14 protein-coding genes and 2 pseudogenes are annotated in these 22,792 nt (G+C 63.9%); 5 read left to right on the top strand and 11 right to left on the bottom strand.

All coding sequences use genetic code 11. The annotated features are described in order from the left end of the window. Positions 1 to 3 precede the first annotated feature (3 nt). A complete protein-coding gene (locus ACFVWD_RS11480) occupies positions 4 to 1,179 on the bottom strand; it encodes a cysteine desulfurase family protein (RefSeq protein ID WP_389595304.1) in 1,176 nt (391 codons plus the stop codon). A 315-nt stretch (positions 1,180 to 1,494) separates the two neighbouring features. On the opposite strand from ACFVWD_RS11480, the gene ACFVWD_RS11475 reads away from it, so the two are divergent. Then, a complete protein-coding gene (locus ACFVWD_RS11475) occupies positions 1,495 to 3,654 on the top strand; it encodes a DEAD/DEAH box helicase family protein (protein ID WP_389595303.1) in 2,160 nt (719 codons plus the stop codon). A 228-nt stretch (positions 3,655 to 3,882) separates the two neighbouring features. After that, positions 3,883 to 6,027, top strand: coding sequence for an AAA family ATPase (locus ACFVWD_RS11470; RefSeq protein ID WP_389595301.1), 2,145 nt, complete (start codon positions 3,883 to 3,885; stop codon positions 6,025 to 6,027). 1,489 nt (positions 6,028 to 7,516) lie between these two features. On the opposite strand, the gene ACFVWD_RS11465 is transcribed toward ACFVWD_RS11470, so the two are convergent. Continuing rightward, entirely contained in the window at positions 7,517 to 8,680 is a 1,164-nt protein-coding gene (locus ACFVWD_RS11465) for a hypothetical protein (RefSeq protein WP_389595300.1), read from the bottom strand. A gap of 163 nt (positions 8,681 to 8,843) precedes the next feature. Next, positions 8,844 to 9,128: pseudogene (locus tag ACFVWD_RS11460) on the bottom strand (IS630 family transposase); the annotation flags it as partial. A gap of 152 nt (positions 9,129 to 9,280) precedes the next feature. Between ACFVWD_RS11460 and ACFVWD_RS11455 the strand changes: the two are divergent. Continuing rightward, positions 9,281 to 11,896: a DEAD/DEAH box helicase gene (locus ACFVWD_RS11455; RefSeq protein WP_389595299.1), complete on the top strand. Its 2,616-nt coding sequence runs from the start codon at positions 9,281 to 9,283 to the stop codon at positions 11,894 to 11,896. Positions 11,897 to 12,655: 759 nt separating this feature from the next. On the opposite strand, the gene ACFVWD_RS11450 is transcribed toward ACFVWD_RS11455, so the two are convergent. From ACFVWD_RS11450 to ACFVWD_RS11435, 4 genes and pseudogenes are all read right to left on the bottom strand, one after another. Further along, on the bottom strand, positions 12,656 to 13,180 hold the full coding sequence (locus ACFVWD_RS11450; protein ID WP_389595297.1) for a hypothetical protein: 525 nt from the start codon (positions 13,178 to 13,180) through the stop codon (positions 12,656 to 12,658). Further along, complete coding sequence (locus ACFVWD_RS11445; RefSeq protein WP_382137379.1) at positions 13,177 to 13,590, bottom strand: hypothetical protein; 414 nt, start codon at positions 13,588 to 13,590, stop codon at positions 13,177 to 13,179. Before ACFVWD_RS11445 ends, ACFVWD_RS11450 begins: the two co-directional genes overlap by 4 nt. Before the next feature lie 96 nt (positions 13,591 to 13,686). Next, positions 13,687 to 14,073: pseudogene (locus tag ACFVWD_RS11440) on the bottom strand (DUF6083 domain-containing protein); the annotation flags it as partial. A gap of 161 nt (positions 14,074 to 14,234) precedes the next feature. After that, on the bottom strand, positions 14,235 to 14,498 hold the full coding sequence (locus ACFVWD_RS11435) for a helix-turn-helix transcriptional regulator (RefSeq protein WP_382137024.1): 264 nt from the start codon (positions 14,496 to 14,498) through the stop codon (positions 14,235 to 14,237). Positions 14,499 to 15,112: 614 nt separating this feature from the next. Here ACFVWD_RS11435 and ACFVWD_RS11430 point away from each other — a divergent pair. Together ACFVWD_RS11430 and ACFVWD_RS11425 are read left to right on the top strand one after the other, a co-directional pair. Further along, positions 15,113 to 15,676 (top strand): hypothetical protein, encoded by a 564-nt coding sequence (locus ACFVWD_RS11430; protein ID WP_389595295.1) that lies wholly within the window; start codon positions 15,113 to 15,115, stop codon positions 15,674 to 15,676. Positions 15,677 to 15,916: 240 nt separating this feature from the next. After that, a complete protein-coding gene (locus tag ACFVWD_RS11425; RefSeq protein WP_389595293.1) occupies positions 15,917 to 16,495 on the top strand; it encodes a hypothetical protein in 579 nt (192 codons plus the stop codon). Positions 16,496 to 16,802: 307 nt separating this feature from the next. Here the strand turns inward: ACFVWD_RS11425 and ACFVWD_RS11420 are convergent, their stop codons facing one another. From ACFVWD_RS11420 to ACFVWD_RS11405, 4 genes are read right to left on the bottom strand one after another with little or no spacing between them, the layout of a single operon-like run. After that, positions 16,803 to 17,252: a hypothetical protein gene (locus ACFVWD_RS11420; RefSeq protein WP_389595291.1), complete on the bottom strand. Its 450-nt coding sequence runs from the start codon at positions 17,250 to 17,252 to the stop codon at positions 16,803 to 16,805. After that, positions 17,249 to 19,345, bottom strand: a complete 2,097-nt coding sequence (locus ACFVWD_RS11415) for an integrase (protein ID WP_389595289.1) — start codon at positions 19,343 to 19,345, stop codon at positions 17,249 to 17,251. The genes ACFVWD_RS11420 and ACFVWD_RS11415 overlap by 4 nt, the downstream gene beginning before the upstream one ends. Beyond that, positions 19,342 to 21,276, bottom strand: a complete 1,935-nt coding sequence (locus tag ACFVWD_RS11410) for a hypothetical protein (protein ID WP_389595287.1) — start codon at positions 21,274 to 21,276, stop codon at positions 19,342 to 19,344. Before ACFVWD_RS11410 ends, ACFVWD_RS11415 begins: the two co-directional genes overlap by 4 nt. Then, positions 21,276 to 22,739: a hypothetical protein gene (locus ACFVWD_RS11405; RefSeq protein WP_389595285.1), complete on the bottom strand. Its 1,464-nt coding sequence runs from the start codon at positions 22,737 to 22,739 to the stop codon at positions 21,276 to 21,278. Before ACFVWD_RS11405 ends, ACFVWD_RS11410 begins: the two co-directional genes overlap by 1 nt. Positions 22,740 to 22,792: the final 53 nt, after the last annotated feature.

Below are 22,792 nucleotides of genomic sequence, written 5' to 3'. Positions count from 1 at the left end.
AGATCAAGGATGGCCAGGCGAGTCCATGACGGCCTGTACGTGGGTCACAGCTCGTATGGTGGCGTCGATGGCTTTACGAATCTCCAGCTCTGTGGTGGCGTAGCCCAGCGAAAAACGGAGGGTGGAGTCGGCTGCTTCCCGGCCTAGTCCCATGGCCAACAGGACGTGGCTCGGGGTGGGCGCGCCAGCGGAGCAGGCACTTCCGTCGGACACAGCGATGTCGGGCATCGACGCAAGGAGCGCGTCGGCAGGGCAGCCAGGGAAGGTGACACTGGAGACACCGGGCAGACGTGTGGAGCCGACACCATTGATGTAGCTCCCAGGGAGTTGCGCGAGGACCGCACCCTCCAGAAGATCACGCAGCTTGCTGATGCGGGATGCCTCGGCATCGAGTTCACGGTGGACAGCCTCGGCAGCAGCGCCCAGGCCGACGATCCCAGGAACGTTGAGCGTGCCGGCACGCCAACCTCGCTCGTGCCCCCCTCCGAACACCAGCGGACGCTGCGGTAGCGGGGTACCACGTCTGATGTAGAGCGCACCGACTCCCTGCGGGCCGCCGAACTTGTGGGCAGACAGAGAGAGCAGGTCCACGTCGAGGTCGCTCAGGTCGAGGGGGAGCCGGCCGACATACTGTGTCGCATCTGTGTGAACCAGGGCGCCGACCGAGTGCGCTACCTCTGCAATGGGGGCGAGATCGGTGACGACGCCCGTCTCGTTGTTCGCCAGCATGATTGAGACGAGGGCCACCCCACGCTGCTCGACCTCAGCCCTAAATGCGCAATAGTCGATCTTTCCCTCACTGTCGACAGGCAAGATCGCTAGAGAGCTCGGGGCCTCAGCAGTCAGGGCCCGAGCGGCCTCTAGAACTGCCGGGTGCTCGACTGCAGAAGTGATGATGGCCCCTTGGCTTGCGTAACTAGCATGCAGCGCAAGGTTGTTAGCTTCTGTGGCACCCGACGTGAAGATGAGTTCGCCGCGCGAGCAGTTCAGCAAATCTGCGACTTGCTGACGCGCCCGTTCCACCCTGCCTGCGGCATCGCGACCCTGATCGTGAATACTTGAGGCATTGCCTACCGTCTGAAGCGCCTCGTACGTGGCCCTCAGTGCTTCCGGGCGCATGGGTGCGGTCGCGTTGTAGTCGAGGTACACCGCCTGCGCGGCGTATGAGCCTGTGTTCATGGAGTGCCCCGCCTGCCGAGATTTGCTCCTTATGTCGCTCCTGGTGACTGCTCTCGCAACTAGCTCATCATCCACCAGGAGTGCCCTGAGATCCTAACGGACACATCCACCCCTTGAGGCGGGCTCGCCAGAACCGTGAGTTCCAGCCGCTCCGGGCCGCAGATCTGCCGGAGCAGCCCCCGCCCCTTAGCCGTCAGGGCTAAGCTTCTTCCGGTGTCGCGAACAGGCACGTCCGCCGACCCTGACCGTCGGCAACCGTCTTCAGTAGCGGTCGAACACAGCAGGCAGCGTGGCCGCGAACGGGGGCGAGGCACGATGAACGAGCAACTGATCGCAGCCCTTCGTCGAGCTCATCCGATCTACGAGATCCCAGAGGACGACCTCGTTGGGGAAGTTCTCATTCCAGCGATCAAGGTGTCGGAAGAGGTTCGGATCGCTGCCGGCTTCTTCAGCTCTCAGTGCCTCGCGCAGATCGCTCCGGGCCTAGCAGATTTTTTGCGCCGAGACACCGGCACACTTCAGCTCCTGATCAGTCCGGCGGTCGACGCAACCGACCTAGCAGCGATGGAGCGAGGGGTCCGGAGCCCTGAGCAGGTCATTGAAGCTGCCCTCGATCGGCTGCTTGATGAAGCAGCCCTCTCCGAACACGCTCTTGTGCATCACACCCTCGACTGTCTCTCCTACCTTGTCGCGACCGGACGCCTAAAGATCCGCTTCGCTCTCATGAAGTCCGGTATGTACCACAAGAAGCAGTGGCTCATAAGGTCGGACTCGGAGTGGGCCGCGGTGCATGGCTCGGGCAATGCGACCGCACGAGGACTGCTCGTAAACGGCGAGCAGATGACGGTTGACCAACCCTGGCGTGACGGACACATCGCCTCGGAGCGCGTGTCCAAGCTCCTGACAGGCTGGGAAAGGCAATGGCACAACGAGAGTCCGCACGTGCTAGCTGTGGATCTCAACGATGGCCTTCGACTGGCAGGACGTCAACGTGGTACGGCGCAGGCGCCGACCATTGATGACTTCTGGCGGGCATGGCATGCCGATCATGCGCGAGGCTTGGAACCCCCACTGCCTTCCGGTGTGAGTCTCGCTCAGCCACGGCTTCTTTCGGTCCCACCCGATGTCGAGTGGCGCAACGGTCGCTACGGACACCAAGCAGCAGCAGTCGAAGCCTTCTCGGCCAACGGATCTCGGGGGATTCTGGCTATCGCCACGGGGGGAGGCAAGACTCAGACGTCCTTGATTGCTGCAGTCCAAGAGCAAGATAGCCATAAAGGGCCAATGGTTGTCATCGTGATCGTCCCGAGTGCGCCATTGGTACAGCAATGGTCCGATACTGTTCGGCGCTTCGGGATCGAACCATTTCTACCAAGCGGCAGCTCCGGACCTAAGCGAGAAGCCCGTCTCGAGGAAATTAAGGCTGGACTTGCTACACAAGGATCGTACACATCGGTGATCGTGTGCACCCAGAAGCTCTTCACTACGGACGCTGCTTTCCGGGAATTCATCGACACCCTCCCTCCATCAGTTCTCGCGATGGTCATCGGGGACGAAGTCCACAACCTAGGCTCAAAGAGCTTCCTGTCACAGAAGCCTGAACGCTTCGACGTCCGCCTGGGTCTCTCAGCAACTCCGAGTCGACAGTACGACCCTGAAGGTACCGCAGACCTGCTCGGCTACTTTGGTCCAGAGCTATTCGAATTTACGCTCAAAGATGCCATCCGTTCCGGTTGCCTGAGTCCATACAACTATCATCTCCATGAAGTCTCCCTCTCCGAGGACGAGATGGCAGAGTATGAGAACTTGACTCGACAGCTGCAGCGGAAGGGTTTCCAGCAAGCGGACGATGGTAAAGATGCTGATCTGCAGGCACAGATCGAGCATCTACTCCGCCGCCGGCGCGCTCTTCTTGAGCATGCCGAAGCAAAGATCCCGGCCCTCCGTCAGCTCCTCGTTCTGCACGGATCGCGCGATGTGAGTAAGACGCTCATCTATACATCAGCGAAACCCCCTGTGCTCACCCATGAACGTCAGATTGATGCCACTAATCGGATGCTCGACGAGTTGCGCATTAGTTTTCACCAGTTCACTTATGCAGAGACTGCGAAGCGTGGATCGGGGAAATATCTGGAAGCCTTTGGGCGAGGGGATTATCAGGTCCTCACAGCCATGGAGGTCCTGGATGAAGGAATTGATATTCCACAAACGGACACCGCCTATCTGCTGTCTTCGAGTACCGTGCGCCGGGAATGGGTTCAGAGGCGCGGCAGGATTCTCAGACGTGCGGAAGGCAAGGAGATTGCCAATCTCCATGATTTCCTAGTGCTTCCGCCAACGCTGGGGACAAGAGAAGGGCGTGCACTCTTGATCGGCGAGCTGAAGAGGGCGCGCGAGTTCGCGAGTGCGGCCGATAATGAATACGACTCGGATGGGCCCCGGGCCGTCATCGACAGGCATGAGCGAACGCTCTAACGGGGAGGGATCGATGACTACATCACCGCGAATAAGCCAAGTTGCACACGAGGAAGTAGCTGCGTGTAGCGAACGATATACCGGATATCACGATGACCTCGTTTCAGCTCTCAATGTCCTAGTGCGGCAACAGGACCACACGAGCCCAAGACAACGCCAGGACAATCTCCAGAAAGTCATTGAGAAACTCGGGGCGCAAGCGATCAACCTCGGAAGGAACGAAGCCTGATGAGGCTGCATCGCATCCAAGTGCACAACTTTAAGTTGTTGCAAGATGTCCGAGTTGATTTCTCAGTGGACCCCGAACGCCCACTGACTGCCATCCGAGCCGAGAACGGCTCAGGCAAGACATCTCTACTTTACGCAATCCTGTGGGGGCTCTATGGCGTAAGCGGCCTTAGGGCAGTGACAGGCGCAGAGAAGATCCGCCTAACCTCTACGGCCAGCCCGACAGGAATCCCCGTCATGGTCGAGGTCAGCCTTGACTTCGAAGTCGAGGACGATGGTGTACTAGCCCGCTATCGAATTCAGCGGACGGTGAACGAGACTCCTGCGGAGGGCGATGAAGTCGAGCGAGGAAATGAAATCATTCGCCTCACCCAACTAACTGAGGCCGGAGGTGAGCCGATGGCGTTGCCCGAGCGATGGATAGCGCAGCGGCTCCCCGAACGCCTCGCCGATGTCTTCTTCACGAATGGTGACGACGTTCAGAGGTTCATTAGCGGCCGACAACACGCCCACGAGCGCCAGGAGAAGGTGCACCTGGCTATCGAAAGCCTTCTAGGAATCGGCATGCTACGGAAAGCCGCCGAAGATGCCGCCGCCGTATACGAAGTCTACGAGAAGCGCGCCGCGAAAGACGCAGGCTCCAAGGTTGAAGCGCTAGCAGATCAGAGAGATGCGCGAAAGAAGAAATACGATGAACTCGTCGCCAGGGTAGACGTACTTTCGGCACGCCAGAAGAACATGGAAGGCACCCAGGCTCAAAAGCGGCGTGAACTGGAGGCGATCAAGGATGTCGGGGACCTTGAAGTCCTCAATGCCCAGATTTCCGACCTCGAGCGCGATTGCGTAGCGCTGGACTCCCGCAGGAATGAATGTCTACGCGAGATGTCCCTCTTGTTGCGCAGCGAGGTCACCTCCTGGTCTCTGATGAGCGAGTCCCTCACTGCTGGGCTCGAGCGTCTCGATGAACTCGCAGACAAGAGAATTATCCCCAGCCACTCAATCCAGGTCCTTCATGATTGTCTCGACGACTACCGGTGCATCTGCGGAGAGTCGCTAGACCCTGGTACCTCGCACCGAAACCACGTGCAGGACCTACTCGCCGAGCAACAGAAAAGGAGTGCAGTAAGCGAATACCTCTCCGATACGAGGTATCGCGCACGCGCCCTTCGCGATATTGGGGACCGGTCAGAAAGATTTCCCGAACGAAGGACTGGACTCCTCGCGGAATATGCGACAATCACACAAGAGATTGAACGTAAAGGCGCTTTGCTCAATTCCGCAAAGGAGCGACGGGGCCGGATTGATGACGAAAGGGTCCGCTGGCTTCAGGGTGACCTGAACGATCTGGACCAGAAGATTAAAGACACCGTCTATGAGCATGGCAATCTAAGCAACCAGGTCGAGGCCGCACAGCAGGACCTCGCCGTCAAGCAAAAGGCTCTAGAGAAGGCCCAACGCGACGCTCAGATCAGCGCCGATATTGCCACGAAGCGGGATGTTGCCCACGACCTGAAGACTCTTGTTTCTGCCGTGCGTCGTCGCTTGGAGGGCGAATACGTCGATCGCGTCTCGGACAGACTGCAAGCAATGTTTCAAGAGATCATTGGCACCGATAGCTCTGCTACACAAGGAGTCTATAGGGGCGTAACGATCACAGATTCATTCGACATTAAAGTAATGAGCCAGAGGGACACTAGTTTCGATCCCGACTTCGAAGTCAACGGGGCCTCACAGCGAGCTTTGACCCTCTCATTCGTATGGTCGCTCATGGAGGTCGCGGGCGTCGTCGCTCCACGTTTTATTGACACGCCCCTTGGAATGGTTTCCGGCGATACGAAACGCCGCATGGTCCAGGCTATAACCCGCCCCGCAAGTCCTTCAGAGACGCCTTTCCAGGTCGTCCTCTTGCTTACGAGATCGGAGATTGCCGGCATCGAAGACATCCTGGATGATCGCGCCGGCTCATTCACAACACTCTCATGCAGCCATCACTACCCGCGGGACCTGTCGAACAACTGGCTTGTTGACGCTCCGGTATCACGAACCTGTGCATGCACACATCGAGAGATGTGTGAGGTGTGCGCCCGGCACGGTGACGTCGAGCATCTTCGGTACCGCGAACAGGGGGTTCCACAGTGGCAGTAGCACCGTACGCCAGCATTGATCTCTACATGCCGGAAGACACACATCGAGTCATTCGAAACTGCACCGGCCAAGGGAAGATATTTAGTCGCCAGATTGACGGATGGTGGCTTGGGCTGTGCATCGGCGTCAGAAAGGGTGAGCGTCTGCCGTTTCAGTCAGACGCTCAGCGCGTTAAATTCATGGACGGCTCCATCTTCAACAGTGACCCGTGGAGGGTGACTCACCTGGAATTGCTTGCCCTTTCGAAAGAGGGTGACGATTCCTTGACGGAGCCACGACGGGTCGTTGGGCTAGCCATGGAGTATGCAAACTTCGGGCTTGAGTGGCTGGTAAGTGAGTGCCTACTCAAGACGGAGCCCACATTGTCGGTCCTTAATCGCCTCGACCTGAGCACACTTTCTTCAAGTTGAAGACAGCCCGTGAATCCATGGGAATGCTCTGCCGAAGAAGACAGGCCGTTGGTGCCAGCACGTGGCAAACTCATGCAGGATCGAATCCCAGACATCTTCAGAGACAGCGGCGCAGAACCCGTGACACGTACTGCGACCACTAGAGATTACCGTCAGTAATTGCGACTTAAGTTGCGGGAGGAAACCGCCGAGTTTTTGGGCGCTATCCCAGGGACAGCTCCGGAGGAGCTTGCCGACGTCCTTGAGGTGATCCTGGGCACTGGGCGTCGGACACCTCTCGCCCACCGGTGGACGCGCGGTTAGCATCGCCTCGCTCTGGGTTAAAGACATGCCTGTTCTCGGGCGGCCCGGCGGCCGAGCCACGGTTCGCCTGGCCCTCACTGACGCACGTCTATTGCCGTGACCGGAAAGGTTTGCCGGAAAGCTCGCGGCGTCCGGTGCCGCGGGCACATCCCACGCCTTTCGGGCAGTGAGGGAGCATCGCAAGGCGGAGCATCGCCTGCGTACTGGATGTACTCGGGTGATGCGACAACGCGGCGAGGTGCCGTGCCGAACGCCGCGAGCCGGTGAACCTCTCCGGTCACGGCACTAGCTGTCTTCCACGCGCTCGCCTCCGGGCAACTGCGCAGCCTGAAGACCACCGACCTGCGCGACGGGCGCCTGTTCCTGCCCAACCGGACCGTCCTTCTTGCCGACCCCGTGCGTATCCGGTTGGCGGGCCTACCTTGACTACCGAAACCGCTGCTGGCCCCGCACCACCAACCTGCACCTCGTCTCCCAGACCACGGGCTGCGGCGTGGACCTGTCAGCTACGTCTGGATCAACGACGTGCTCGGCATGCCCACCAGCCGGCTCCGGGAGGATCGCCTCCTCCACGAAGCCGAGGCCACCGACGGCGACCCCCGCCACATCTGCGACCTGTTCGGCCTGTCCGTCGGCGCCGCCCTGCGCTACACCGGCACTATCGACCAACCCGGCCTCATCAAACACGGCCTCCGCAACGCGGACCCGCACCGAGACCAGGGCCCGAGTAGCCACACCCGACGGCATCGGCGCCGAGCATGCCCAGCGGGATGGGGTCAGAAGAACGTCATCAACTCGACGCGCTTGTCCTCTGGATTGAACCGGAGTCCGATCGTGAAGGTCCGGTACTGACCATCCTCTACCTCCACGTCGACCAGCGCTGTGTAGAGCAGGTTCCCGTACGTGTCGAGGCGCAGGTTGTACAGGTGCCCCTGCGCCACCAGCTCGCTGACCGCGACCTCCAATGCGGGCTGATTCAGGTGGAGCAGGCCAGCCTGCTCCACGGAGTCACGGTGCTTGCCGTCCTGGAGGTACCCGTACCGGCCCGGGGTCATCCAGATTCCGGGTGACTCCAGGTATACGGCGTCAGGGTTGAGCGTGGCGAGAGCCAAGCAGTTGTCCTCGCGGTTCTGGCCAGTGAGGTGGCTGTTGATGCGGTAGCCGAGGAACGGCAGGAAAAGACTGTCGATCACTGCCGTAGGCGTGAAGCCGAATGCCTCAAACGGCAGCCCCGCGCCGTTTGGCGTGCCGCCTTCTTCGGCCACGCCTTCCAGGATCATGTCGCCCACGCGGAGGCCAGAGTTCATCAGGGACAGACCCAGGAGCTCCTTAAGGACACTGCGGTCGGTGCAGTCGGCGTGCCCGACATAGGCGGGGTGCTCAGCAGCGCTGGCGGTGAGCGTATCGGCCTGCTCTTTGGACAGGTTCGTGACGTATACGCAGTACACCTGCGAGGGGTGGATGACTGTGAACGGCTGCTGATAGACGACGCTCTTGTCCATGGCCGCCTGCACCTCGTCGGCGGAGTCGTGGAGGATGTCGCCGCGCAGGATCGAGTTGACCGGGACTCCCTTCCGCAGTCGCGGCAGACCGGCTATCCACGCTTCCGCCACGTCTATGCCGTAAAAGCCGTTAGAGCTCAGGGACGCCACCGCGGAGTCGAAGAGGAGAGCGATCTCCCTACGACGGTGATCCGGTACCAGTGCCTTGGCAAGGCTGCTGTAGGTGAGGCCCAACTCGTCGAGGTTCCGGGTGAGCCGGAAGTGATCGGCGCGCATCATCCGGTGAAACTCCCCGTCGGTCAGATTCAACGTGTCCCGCATCGCAGCGAGGAGGACGCTGTTGTGGCTCGTGACCAAGTGGATGTTGAACGGTCCAGCCAGCAGCTCATCCCATCCGGTCAGCAACTCATCCCACGGCGGTGGGCTGCCGGCAGCCATGCCTGCCTCCTCGTATCGGGGTATCGGGGTCGCCGCATGATGGGCGAACCACGAGACTATGCGGACCAGTACGCTCGCGGCCCCTGATTTCAGCGGTCCTCGTGCACACCCAGCCGAGCCTCGGCCGGATCCGGCTAGTGTGATCCTCCAGAAATCCTGAAGGTTAGTTCTGCTCTTCTTTCTGGCTGATGGTTCCGACCTTGGTGAGGTAGTCGGCGAGGAAGTTGAGGATCTCGTCGGCTGTCTTGGTCCAGGTGAAGGGACGCGGGTTCTCGTTCCAGGTGTCGATCCAGGCGGTGATGTCGTCCTCCAGTGCCCTGACGGAGGTGTGGACGCCGCGGCGGATGAGTCTGTCGGTGAGCAGGCCGAACCATCGCTCGACCTGGTTCATCCAGGAGGAGCCGGTGAGGGTGAAGTGGACGTGGAAGCGGGGGTGCTTGCCGAGCCAGGTCGCCGAGAGGTGGCCTCCAGTGGGCGGGTGTGCCCTGACGGGCGAGAGATCCGCAGGCACCCCATGCGCAAGCCGCGCGAAGTGCTATGAATTGGCGCGGTGAGGCGGGGGCTTGATCTCCCGTAAGGAGCACGGGGCGGGAGGGAACCATGGGATTCAAGCGGCGGCAGGCGGACTCGGTCGGAGTCCCGAGCGATCCGGAGCAGTTGTACCGGTTGCTGGCCCGAGGGAACCGAGGACCTGACTCCGTCTGGGGGCACCAGTCGAAGGTCATGGAGCACTGGCACAGGCAGTCCCGGGACAAGGACGATGTTGCCCTCGAGTTGCCGACCGGAGCGGGCAAGACCCTGGTCGGTGGACTGATCGCTGAGTATCTGCGCCGGGCTGATGGGTCCCGCGTTGCCTACCTGTGTCCCACCCGGCAATTGGCTGTTCAGACGGCACAGAAGTTGGGTGACTACGGAATCCCGCCTTCACTTCTCATCGGCCCGTCGAAGGACTGGGATCAGGCAGACCTGGCGCGCTATCAGGCCGCAGGATCCGTTGCCGTCAGTACTTACAGCCACGTGTTCAACTCACGGCCGAGGATCGACACAGCCGACGTACTGATCCTTGACGATGCGCATGCAGCCGACGGGTACGTTTCCAAGCCCTGGAGCCTGAGGATCAACCGCCGCTCGCACGAGAGCGCCTACAAGGACCTGCTTGCTGCTCTGAGCCCCGCTCTGGACCCGCTCCTGATGCCCCATCTGCGGTCCGAGAACCCAGGGACCCAGTACCTCACCGGGATCTACCTGGCCTCACCCGCGGCAGTCGCCGCCCGTGCAGGTCATGTGGAATCGGTCGTCCGGGAAGCTGTTGCCCAAAACAAGGTCAGCGACGATGCCGCGCACGCGTGGAAGTTCGTCGAGACCCACGTGGCGGAGTGCCTGGCGTACGTGTCATACCGCGAGATCCTCATCCGCCCGCTGATCGCCCCTACCTTCCAGCACAACGCCTTCAACAGCCCCAAGCAGCGCATCTATATGAGTGCCACGTTGGGCGCCGGCGGAGAGCTGGAGCGAGCCTTCGGGCGGCCCAAGATCCACCGCATCCCCGTTCCCGCAGGCTGGGACAAGGAGGGCACGGGACGGAGGTTCTTTGTCTTCCCGGAACTTGCCCGGGACCTGGCCTCCGACACGACGGTTGTCGCACCGTTCGTCCAGCGAGTCATCAAGCAAGCCGGGCGGGTGGTCGTGCTTACCCCCGAAACCCGGGTAGCTGACAAGTTCCGCGAGCAGTACCTCCCCGAGGGCTACCGCACCTTCACCGCAAGAGAGGTCGAGGACGACCTTTCCGTCTTCACCTCGCAACCTGCCGCCGCGTTGGTTCTGACGAACCGCTACGACGGCGTTGACCTCCCTGACGAAGACTGCCGGTTGGTTGTCTTCGACGGCCTGCCGGCCAATGGAGACCTTCAGGAGAAGTTTCTCCACGACTCCGTTGGCGCCGAAGAAGTGCTACGGGAACGCATTCGTGCGCGTATCCAGCAGGGCGCTGGACGGGCGACGCGCAACCTTCGCGACCATGCTGCCGTGGTCGTCCTCGGCCGCAGCCTGACGTCCTACCTGGCCCGCCGCGACATCCAGGCATCAATGCACCCCGAGATCCACGCAGAGCTGGAGGTCGGCGTGGACGCTTCCCTCGACCAGACCTCGGACGATGTGTGGGGGAACCTCGGCATCTTCAACAGCCAGGGCCCCGACTGGGACGAGGTCGAAGAGGACATTGTCCGAAATCGGGAAACCTACGATCGGCAGGACGGGCCCGGCGCTGCAGCACTCCAGCAAGCCGTTCGCAGCGAGGTCGCCGCCGCGAACGCCCTCTGGTCCAAAGACCATCGCTTCGCACTCACCTCGATCAAGCACGTCACTGATCAGCTTCGCAACGCCCAAACGCCGAAGCGATACAGCTCGCTGTGGAGCTATCTAGGCTTTTGCGTGGCCCACCGCCTGGCTGAGACCACCGGGGAGGCACAGTTCCAGCAGACTGCAGGCAGCTACTTCAGCGAGGCGCGGCGGAACAGCCTTGGAACGACGTGGTTCGATCGTGTCGCCCCGGTTGTTGCCCCTAGCGCAGCTGCGGTCGAAGAACTCGACCCGACCGATGGGGCAGCCATGAACTCCATCCTGGCCGCGAAAGACCTATGGGAGCCCCAAGCCTTCCAAGCCGCTCTGGCGGCCAGGGCTGGCCTCCAGCAGACAGATCCCGATCCGTACGAAGACGGCCTGGTCCACCTCGGGCGCCTTGCTGGCGCGAGCAAGAGCTACGGAGATCCCCGTGATGGCACGGCGGCCAAGCCGGACGCCGTATGGATTTTCGACAGCACTCGGTGGGTCATCTGGGAAGCAAAGAACCAGGCTAAGAGCACTGGCGAGATCGGCGCAGAACAGGCGCGGCAAGCTGGCGGCCACCGGCGAACCACAGAGAAGACCGAGGGCGCTGTGGCGCCCGGCGACTCCATCTGCGTCCTTGCTTCTCCGAAGCCGAAGGTGCACGAGAGCACGTACAACGTTGCCGAGGAGAACGTCTATTGGGTACAGCCGCCCCGGGTGCTTGAACTCTTCGACACGCTCACCCGTGCATGGCAGGACGCACGAGCCCGCAGCCTTCAGACGATGACCGTTACTGCACTCGCGGCCGTCTTTCGGGAGCACCAGGCGCTGCCTTCCCAGTGGCTGCCCACCCTCCGCCAGCATCCTCTCTGGCGTACGCCAGAAGAGTAGTTACAACGCATTCGACGTCGAGCACGCATCTGCGTATCTGGTCCAACCTGGTTCGGAACGGCTTGCGGCGACAGGGCCAGGAAGCTCCTCGGCGGAGCGGAGGGCGACGGCGGGTGTCAGCTGCGGTCCCGGGCCAGATACCGGCCGGACAACACCTCCGCCGGCTCATCGTGCGGGGATGACGGTGACGGGCACGTTCGGGCACGTTTCGGCGAGCTGGTTCAGGGCGGTCTGCTCGGCTGGGTCCGTGGCCAGCTTCCAGCAGGTTTTGATGGCGGCCCAGTCGGTGAAGTACTGGCAGCGGTAATGCCCGGCCGGGGGCTGCGAGGTAGCGGGGTCCTGGTTAGCCCTGGACCGCTTCAAAGCGCATGGGTTCGCAGTGTCTGGGACCCACAAGGGCTCGAACCCGATCGCGAGTCCCACCACAGGCCAAGAGACGTGTGGGTTCACCACTCATGGCAGAGGTTCTGACATCGGCATCAGCTCGAAGGGACACTGCCGTCGCCTACTCAAAGGGGATCAAGAATTCATATGCCGCCAGCCTCATCCACGAGCAAGATCACAAAGCTCGAGCTGGCGCCGCTGGGCCCTCAGCCCCGTAGTTGCCCACCTGAAGCCAAGGGTTCCTGGAAGTATCTGGTCGGCGCTCGCGACAGCGTCGCTGGCTGATCGCCGCGGCGCTGGTGCGTCCGCGCGAGTGGCCCGAGCCGGGCGGATGGAATGTGGCGGTTGTCTTCGGGCCTCGCTCGTGGGTGTCGTTCACCGCGTTCCTCGGCGGCATCGAGGTGAACGACGTCGGCTGGGCGGGTCGACGCAGTCCGGTGCCTTCGCAAGCAGCATGGCTACGCAGGCCAGCAGGCCTTCCGGCGTGTGCTCGACGAGCAGAGCGCTCAGCTGGGATTCAAGGCGGTGACGTCGCTCGCGTCGCTCCCGGGTGAGTGCGGTGGTGATCCGTTCGCCTAGGACGTCCTTGGGGCGTCGGCCGCTGGAGGCCGCCTCGGGGTGGATTGCGGTGTCGGTGTCCCGGCCGAGTTCGACATTGAGCAGGACGCGGCCATGGCGGTCGGGGTAGTGCGTGCTCAGCACGTCGATCGGCACCAATGTGTCCAGCCGGCGCCGCAGCCGATGCAGGGCGCGGCTCGGGCTCGTCGCGCCTTGCACCGTCATCAGCCGGGTGTGGTCGGCGTTCGCCGCGAACCGCAGCCTGTGACGTGCCCGGTCGAGTTCCCGGGCGGTGGCAGGCCTGGTCAAGTAGATCTCGACGGCGTACTGGTGCGTCGTCACGGGTGGGCCCTTCGTGATGCGTGGTTGCCGAGGCCGGGGCCTGGGCGGCGCCGGTGCGCGGGCAAGCGGGTGTGGACGTGCTCGTGGTGGCGCAGTGGGTCGAAGGGCTCCCAGTCAGCGACGGCGAGGTCCCCGGCTGTCGGGGTGGCGTCGTGTTGCGGGCACCGCTGGCTGCGCCAGCGCAGCTGTTCCTGGTACGACAACGCGGACAGGCTGTAGACGGCCATGACGTCCGACGGCAGCGCCAGCTGTCCGCTTTGCACGGTCACGGGCATCAGGGTCCACACGCCCCGCAGGGCGCCGGGACCAAGCACCTTGCCGGTGCAGCGCACGCGCCGCCGGGTCTGGGTGACGCACTGGATCTCCTCGACCGGGCAGGACGCCAGGTAGCGGACAAACAGCAGCTGCACGATCGGCCTGCTCGGACGGCAAACCTCATCTCTGGACCGCGGGCCGCCCGGTGGTGGCGCCGCGGACGGGGCAAAGAGCCCGGCATCGAGCAGCCTGCGCGTGCGCAGGGCAAGCGACCGACGCAGCCCGGACAGCCGGGAAGCCTCCGGCGACACCAGACGCGCGGGACACAGTACGGCGTGCGCAACGCGGCACCAGGTGCTCCCGTCGCCCGAAGGGTGAGCGACGCCGGAGCTGACGTGCCATCGGAAGGACTCCGGCACCTGGTCGGCCGGCAGTTCGTGCGGGTGCAGCCGTACACGGCGCTCGTCGCTGCGGACGTACCACTCGACCGGATTGCCGCACTCGCAGCAGGAGGCCGTCTGGCCACAGCGCAGCAGCCGGCTGGCACCCTCCGGGTCGACCCGAAGAGACCGCCGCACGGGGGCGCTTGCACGGCTGCCATCCCAGCGCCGCGCAGAAGGATGAGGCGAAGAGCACATGTGGGCGAACCTGCCAGCCAACACGCCGCTCAGACAGCACCCGGCCCGCCGGATTCCCCGGACAGCCCAAAACATGGGGGCACCAGTGCGAATCGCCGATCAAGAATTCGAAACGCCATTGCCGTTTCGGGTGATTCGCGACGGCCGCCGCACGTCCTCGATCAGCCGTCGGCGGCCCCGGGCAGCCCGTGCCCGCGGCAGAGGACCGCGAAGAGCTCGTCGAACGGCGTATCGAAAGCGTGGGCGAGGGCATGCCAGGTCTTGAGCGTGCCAACGGTGCGCCCCTGCTCGATCTCGATCACAGTGCGCCTGGCCAGGCCGCTGCGGGCCGCAAGTTCGTCATAGCTCCACCCGCGGGCGGCCCGCAGCCGCGCCAGCTCCAGCCGTAGCGCGTTGAGGTCCGGATCGGGCGGCAAGATCGTCACCCGACCATCCGACGGTGCAGACCCCTGCCCTGTCAGTGCAGACCTCTGCCCTATTTCTCCCGGCGAACCCGATCCGGAGAGGGCAGAGGTCTGCACTACGGTGACGGCCGCCCGACCTGGTCGGGGAGGGGCCGGTGCTGGAACGGAAGGAGGGGCGCTTGTTCGCGCGACTGCACACCGTGTGCCCTGCGGCGCCGCGCGCTTGGACGGTGGAACTCCGGTCCCAGGCCGGCCAACTGGTCCTGGCGTGCCAGCAATGCCCCTCCGGCGGCCGACCGGTCACCGCGGCCTCTGCCCGTTCGGCGGCGCTGGCCCACCTCGCCCGGCACGCCCGCGCTGATCTGAGAGCGCCTCACCTGCGGACGTGTCACTGCCACGAACGTGGCTGCGGCTGGCACCGGCGTCACCGCGGGTGCGCCGGGCCCATCCGCCTGCTCCTGGCCTGCGAACGCGGCGGTCGGGTGTGGCGTCTCGCCGACGCCTGCGGCGCGTGCGCCGCGGCGACAGCTCAGGCCGCCGTCGTACCCGACACTGTGCTGGCCCAGGCGCCCTGCCAGCCCTCCGGCGGGCTTCGCCGCAGGAGGAGAGCCAGAGGGCCGGGCGAGCACGTGCGCGTGGCCCACATCCTCAGCTACCTGGCCGCGGCCCTGCCTTTGGACACATCAGCCGGGGCGCGACTGCTCGCCCTTCAATGCGCGCTACGCGTGAACGCCGTCCTGCGGGTCGGCCTTCCCGCGGGCCTGCTGCGCAGTCTTCGTATCGACAGCGTGGAAGCCTGCCGTGAGCTGGAGCGGGCGAGATGGCTGAGCGTCGTTGCTGGTCCCGGAACAGCCGGGGTCACACTGCAGCTTCGTGATGCCACGCTGCTGACCCAGGATCCCGCCCGCCCCGATCGAAGGCGCGCTGCCGACTGGGCCCTGCGGCACGGGAGCCTCGCGCAGACGCGCGTAACAGAGCCCAGGCTGCAACTGCTGAGCGTGTGCCTCGCGGCGCACAGCGATCGCGGCTCGGGAGCAGGACTGCGTGAATACGAACGGATCATGCACGACTGCGGCATGCCCGAGCACGACCTTTCCCGAGCTCTGTGCGCCCTCGCGGACAGCGGTGTTCTGAAGACGTGGCAGGTCTGCCCTGACTCGGGGGACCTGCGCTGGACGCTTCCACCGGGGCAACGGTGAGCGTCCAGCCCTGCGGGCCGGCATCGCCGTACGGAACGCCCGAGGCGTCGTGGGACCTGGGGGGCGCATCCCACGCCAGCCTCCAAGCTCCGCGTTGTCGACGTTCCCTGGAGCAGGCTCAGAGACCACCGGCACGTTCGGACCTTACGTCGGAAAGCGGTGGCTCTGGGGAGCCTGAGCCGACAAGATCCAGGTATGTCAGATGAATGGCCCCCGCCCGGGCACTCCTTCTTCTACCGGATGAGCACCCAGTTGGACGGTGGGCCATCTTTCGACCTGGACATCACCACCCCCAGTGCCCGGTCGAGCGTAGACATCTCCACCTTCAGGGTGGGGCGCCATGGAGGCCCGGATGAGGTCGACCTCCTATTCCGTGAACGACTCTACGGGCTGATCGGCGCCATCGTGGTCGCTGGCGGACATGTAGAGGCGGCCATGAAGCGGCTCATCTTGCTACTGAGAGACGAGCAGGGCGGCTTCTCGCTCGTCGACAAAACATGGTCCGACCTTCACAAACTGCTGGTGGCACAGTCCCGCAGGAGCATTCCGCAGGCTTCCGCACTCGCCGAGATCCTTGAGTGGGGCGAGGCCAGCGAACTCAAGCGCCGCCGCGACGATGCCGTTCACGCTTCCTGGTGGAACTGGGAAGGCGTGGGCGTCATGCGGTCCCGCTTCTTCCGGAGACAGGACGGTACCAACATCGTCTGCACCCTCGAGGACCTCGAGAAGGATGCGAGGCTGCTCTTCGCGTACGCCGAGAAGCTCGACCTGCTTCTCGGTGCGGACTGGCCGCAGGCGAGACTGCCACGCCGGACCTGAGCATTCCTCCTGCCGTTGTCCGACGGAATGCGCACGTAGCGTCGGACCGCGGGGGGGCGGGCGGTAGGCCTGTCGCCCTCGCCGGAGCAGTCCGCCGTACCTTGACCAGTAGGCGAGGGTGACCTCGACGGGGCTGTTGGGACACGCAGTGAGGATGCTGGCGAGCGCACCCGCTCGACCAGATCTATCGCCAGGCCCCAACGGGTTTTAACGGCCACCCAGTCGGTGGCGTACGTGCAACGGTAGCCAGCGGCTGGTGCGCGGCCCCGACCCCGATGGGCGGATCCCTGGGATAGGAGCGGTGGGCTCAGCGGCGTTGCCGAGGACCGCGACGGCGGATGGGGGTGACCGTGGCCGCGGTGTCCTTGTCGAGCTGCTGTCGCAGGGCCTGGTTGTCGTGGTAAAGGGCCGCGATCGCGGTGTGGGCGGCCTTGAGTTTGTTCTCCAAGAGCGTGCATTCCTGGGTCTTCTTGGTCAGGCGCTTCTTGAGATCGGCGATGGCCGCGTCGCGTTTGGCCTCGCCGGGAGTCGTCTTGCCGTGGGTAGCGAGGTGCGCGTCCCACTCTGCCAGGATCCCGTGCGCGCGGTTCATGGTCGCGCGGCTGACCTGGGCCTCTTTGTAGAGGTTCTCTTTCGTGAGGCGGCCGTCCGTCCGTTGAGGGCGACCCTCGAAGAGGCGGGCCATCGCTGCCCGCAGGGCGGCGGCGGTCTTGGGGCTGACCCGATCTTCAAGGTCGCCTTCGGCGGGGTCGGTCACTGGGGTACTCCCGCCATCCTGAGCACGTTGCGGGTGATGTCGAGTTCGCGTTCGGCGAGGTCGCGGCGGCAGGCCGGCAGGGAGGGGTTGCTGATGAACTGGAGCTGTGTGCGCTGGTGCGAGTCGTAGATCGGCAAGTGCTCGGGGCCGATCATGCTGTTCGCGCATCGGTCGGGCCGACATCGCTCGTCCAGAGGGCCGACGTGGCCGTCAGGGACGATCGCGTTCTCGAGGCAGACGGCGCCGACGGGGTTGGTGTGGTCGGCGGTGCAGTTGTTGAGCATGCCGAACCGGATGTGGATCCTGGTGGTTCGCAGGAGGGTGTCGGCGGTGCGGGCGTCGCCGTTTCGGGCCTTGACGGTGTCGTTGATCTGGTCGAAGGCATCCTTGACGCGTTCGGCGCCGGGTCCGAATCCGATCTCTTCGCCTGCGGTGTGGCGCTCGTAAAGGTCTTTGATCTTGCGGAACTTGACGTTGTCGAGAGCGTCTTCTAGGTACTTCGCCCAATTGTCGTCGGAGGCGGCATAGCTGCGGGTGGTGGCGTTGGCCAGGGCCCGCGTGGCGATGTGCTTGAGCTGGATGCCGGTAGCGATCTCGGAGCCGGGGAACTGGTCAGTGAGCATCGCCATCGTCTTGCGGAACATGTGCGGACGGATGTAGACGGCGGGTATCTCGTCGAGGCCGGTCCAGGCCCGGTTCCTATTCACGAAACGCACAAACGACTTCAGCATGTTGGCGCCATCGATGGTGCCGTCTTGGTTGTCGGCGCCGACTGGGGAGAAGACACGTTCGGGGTGCCGGGAGACAGCCTCGGCGATGGCGAGGGCTTCAACTAGGGGTTCGGCGATCCACCAGTGCTTTCCGGGGCGGTTGCGGGTGCCCTTGATCTTTGTGGAGGAGACGGCTGGGGTGCTGTAGTGCTCGACGACGGAATCCCGCAAGATCTCGTGGATCTCCGAATCGCGCATCATGGACAGGCCCACTACCAGGGTGAATGCGGCATCACGCAGTGCCGTCTTCAGGTCGTTCAGCGCCCGCGGTCCGATGCCAGGATGCCAAGGGCCTGTGCTGCCGTCCGGCCGAGCCGTCTGCGCGAGTTCGCCGGCCAGTGCCTGAGTGGTGGTCCGCCCCTTGGCCACTTCCTCAAGGACTCGTGCACGTCGCTGCCCCTGAATCCGGCCTTCCGCCTCGGAGAAAACGGCATACCTGTCCCGTTCGTAGCCCAGGAGAAGCATCAGCAGGCTCCAATTCACCTGCGGATCCTGGCCTTTCGACGGAGAAGCGTAAAGAGGGACCTTGTTCTGGGGGTCAGCGATCCATTCCTCGAGTCGCTCATCGATACCAAGGGCCGATGAGTTTGCGGCAGCGAGGAGTTCGTTGTAACGGCGATCGGCGCGCAGTACATCAGGAGCGAAGGCGTGGATGTAAGCCCATGCTGCGCGGATCAACGGGAACCACGTCTTCGGAGGAACCGAGGGGGTAGCAAGATCTTTGCTGGCACTCACCTCAACGACCTTGCGGGCGCTATGACCAGGCCACGGGTCGCCGACAGGCCAGCCGAGGCTTAGCGCGGGTCCGGCTGCCGCCAGAGCCTTGAAGGCAGACACGTGGCCCAGGACCGTGTCCGGAGTGATATCGGTCGCGCTCAAGTCGATGATGCGTTGCCGCAGGTCTTGCACCGTCCATGCCTCTGGGTGCGCCGGAAGTCCCGTCTTACGGCCCCACCTTGCTGCTGTCCGCAGGCGGGACGCGACCTGGATCAAGGTGCTCGGTGAGCCGTAGCCGTCGAGGGCGACACCGTTCTTAAGGACCTCTGGGTGCCTCGGGTTGAAGCTCATCATCAAGAACTCGCGAACCAGCAGATTCCAGTACGGATCCTCCAGCTCAAGGCTGAAGTGGACCATCCACGAAGACGCCCAGCAGTTGGCCGGCCGTTTGAGAACGCCGTTGAAGTTCCAGACGTCCCTGTCGCCGAACCGAGGGACGTAGGCGCCGGGCTCACGGGCCTCGGGCAGCAGTGAGCGTCCCTGGACAACTGGCTCGTCGTCCCGAAACAGCGAGGGACGTCGTTGCTGGGGCAGGTGAAGGATCACGCGTCGAACTCCGTGTTCGCAGCCAGCGGCAGGTCGAGGACCGCCTGACCGGCGTCAATGTGCTTGCGGGCCTGGTCCAGTTCCTCGGGCGTGCGGTCCTCTAGGACGGCGCGAAGGTTTACCCAGCTCTGCCCCCAGAGTCGCTCGAACGCCGGTGGCGTCAGAAAAGTACGAAGTCGTTCCAGGTGTGCTTTGAATAACAGGAGTTGAGGCAGGTGGGTGGGCAGGATCCAGGCATTGCGGCATTCCAGGCAGCGCAACGGTGCGACGGCGCAGAGCTCGCCGGGTCGGCTGTAGGGGCTCTGGTAGGGGTTCTTGCAGTGGGAGACGCCCATGTCGAGCTGGCCGGTAATGATGTCTTCGGCCTCCTGGGCGGACAGACCCGAGTCCTCCAGCAGATCCTGGTCGACGTCCCCTGCGGCGCCGGAGATGACAGTGGGGCCGTCAACACGCGCAAGAGCTTTGTCGAACCAGTGCTGTTGAGCCGTGGCGATCGTCCGCCCGGACATGATGCGCAGGGTGGTTCCCTGTGCATAGTGGCGGGCGAAAGTCTCCTCGGCGTGGTCGTCCGCGGTGGCGCTGATACGTCCTTCGGTCACGATGGCCTTCTCAACCTTGACCGATTTACGCATGCGGCCGATGTGCGGGTCACCCTCGATCTCGACACCCACGGCGGCCAGCCAGTGCCGGAACGAGCTGTGGGCCACGGGCTTCCACTCATCGAAGACGACGGTGAAGTTGCTCTGGACGGTGGCGGTGACGAAGAGCGTGTTGGTGACGTTCGGGGCCTTGGCGCGGACACGGGCAGTCACGTCCATGAGCTGACGAACTACCTCACTGGCTTCGCGCCGTGGCCAGTCCACCGTGAGCTGCCCGTCCGAGTCTTCCTCCGGGGCCGGTTCCTTAGTGGCGGGACGATCATGAAAGGCCCGGTGCCGACGGCGTTCGGCCCGCTTCTTGAGGAGCGTCAGCCGGACGCCCTTGGGCAGAAACTCCACCTCCGTCTCGCCGAAGCCGGTGACCTCTTCCGAGGTGTAGCCGGTGGCGTCCATCAGCAGGATGCGGAAGGCGTGGAGATCAAAAGTGTTCGGATACAGCCTCGCGAACAGTTTGCGAGCCAGCTGCACCCGCGCCACCTGCGCAACGAAGACCCGGCCTGGGCCTGCGCCGAACTCCTTCAGGTCCGGGGGCCATTCACCCGGCGGAGGCACGAGCTGGTGAATGTCGGTGAGGGCGATCTGCTCGTGGGCCAAGCCCCAGAGCAGATCCGGGATGCTGGTCCAGCTGCCTTGTTCCGGGTGGCAGCCCTGTGCGGTCAGGCCCCAGCCCTCCTCCAGGCGGGTGCGGGTGGCGTGGACGCTCTTCCAGGCGGCGCGGACGAGGGCTCGTTTCTCCTGCCGTTTAAACTCGTCTCGTTCCTGCTTCTCGCCGCTGCCCAGCAGCGCGGGGCCGCGGGCCAGCCGGGCGAGGTCCGGGGCGACCGGGCGGTCGCGGTGGTCGTCCCTGCGGATGATCAGCACCCGCACTACTCCAGCCAGCATCCCGGGGTAGGTGGAGGTCTCAGCATAGGTCTCCGGCAGCGCCAGCTCCCACTTAAGCAGCAGGTCACACAGGCTCCGATCGCTCAGACTCACCGCCTCCGACGCCGGCCCGAGCTCCTTGTCCACAAACTTGCAAAACCGGGTGATCGCCAGGTAGTAGACCCTCGCATGCATCGTGATGGCGGTGGCAGCCACGTACTCCACCCACTCATCAGCCAGTTCCATGGCCAAGCGTGAACAGCCGAAGTCCGACGGGTCCACCGCCATGAGCACTCCGGGTATCTCGACCACCCGGGGGCCGATGCCGCCGGGCGGGACAGGGTTCGCCAAGGCTGATCGCAGGCGGGCGCGTTCTTCTTTGGTCCGGCCTTTCCGGCGTTCCTTTGGCATCAACGGCCGCCCTTCGCGGCGCTGATCGCGTGGGACGCAATGTCGGCGTAGGACGCTTTGTCGTCCCCGATCCAGCCGGAGAACGCGGCTTCGAACTCGTTGATCAGGTCGTCCGTGTACTGGAGGTACTCGTAGGTGGTTTCTGGACTTGAGTGACCGAGTCTTCGGCTGACGATCAGCAACGGGTTGTGCCGGATGTGCCCGGTCAAGTACGAACGGTGCCGACGGCGTCGGGCCTGCAGATCCGGCTCCTCGCCGTCCATCATGTTCTCCAGATAGGTCAAAAGCCGAAGGGCATAGGTGTGCCGCAGATCGTGCCATCGCCAGCGTCGAGCCGGTAGCAGTGGCGTGGCCTCGTCGGCGAGCGCGTTCATGCGTGTCCAGGCTCGATGGCGGTAGCTCTTCCAAGCGTCCGTCCCTGGCATCAGACCACCGCGGCAGACGAATAGAGTGAGCGCCTCCAGGCCGAACTCGCCCTCGAAGACGGTGATCCGCCGCAACTTGGCGTCCATGGCCGGCATCTCAAACTCACGCACGACACCGTCCAGGATGCCCCGCACCCGCCCGCCAGCGACATCGACGTCACGCACCACGAACAGGTCGCGGGCCTTGCGCTCAAGGCTTCGGGCTGCTCGTCGGACAATGTCCGGGCGCTCCAGCAGGTGGAACAGCTCCGCGGATCCGACCGCGTCTTCAGGGACATAGATGGTGCGATCTTTGCCGTACTTCGCACAGGCCTGGACCGTGCACTCGGCGGCCCCGCCTGGCATCCCCGGCCAAAGCCCGATCTCGGGCAGTAGCAGCGTCGCCCACTCCCGCCACCGTGTCCCTGACCCCAGAGCGATGTCGGAGCCAGCACGACCGCGCAACGGCGACCATCCGCGAAAGCCCAGATCGACCTGAGAGTCGGGTAGTTGCCCACCCAGACCCACATCCCGCAAATACCGGTACTGCTCGAACGTCAGGTGCCGGATGTCCATGCCCGAACGAACCCGTGGCGCCAACGCGTTGCGGCCCCGCGCCGCCACCCGAAGTGGCCGGTGCGACAGGAACTTGCGGTCGACCAGGAAGCCGTAGAGGTCGTCCAAGACGAACGACTCCTTGCTCCATGCATCCCAGCTGATCGGCTTCTTCTGCCGCTGAGTCCGGTAATTGCGGTAGGCAACGAGGTCCGACTCACTCGCCGACAGGACATCGCTTTCCAGCTTGGCCAGGTAGTTGTCCGTTCTGAAGACCGCCCGCCCGTAATCCTTCAGCGTGCCCTCATCCAACAGCGACGTCGACAGATACCGGCCGTACTCACACAGCGCCAGTACCGGCATCTGCGTCTCCTCGTCGAGAAACACCGGCGCCCCGTCGAGCACGCCACGCCGCTCGAGCAGAGCAGCCACCTCCGCTGCCGAGATGACATCACTGTCCAGAAACCTCTCCAGTCTCCCCGAATGCACAAAGGCAAGATCCATCCTCGTCCCTCCCCAGGAGCCGAGGAGGATCTCCCGTCAGCTCACCTGTCTCG

Origin of the sequence: Streptomyces sp. NPDC058086 (genome assembly GCF_042885015.1) — a bacterium.
Classification (GTDB): Bacteria; Actinomycetota; Actinomycetes; order Streptomycetales; family Streptomycetaceae; genus Streptomyces.
The sequence above is the reverse complement of the archived record's forward strand: the minus strand, read 5'-3'. Positions and strand labels throughout refer to the sequence as shown.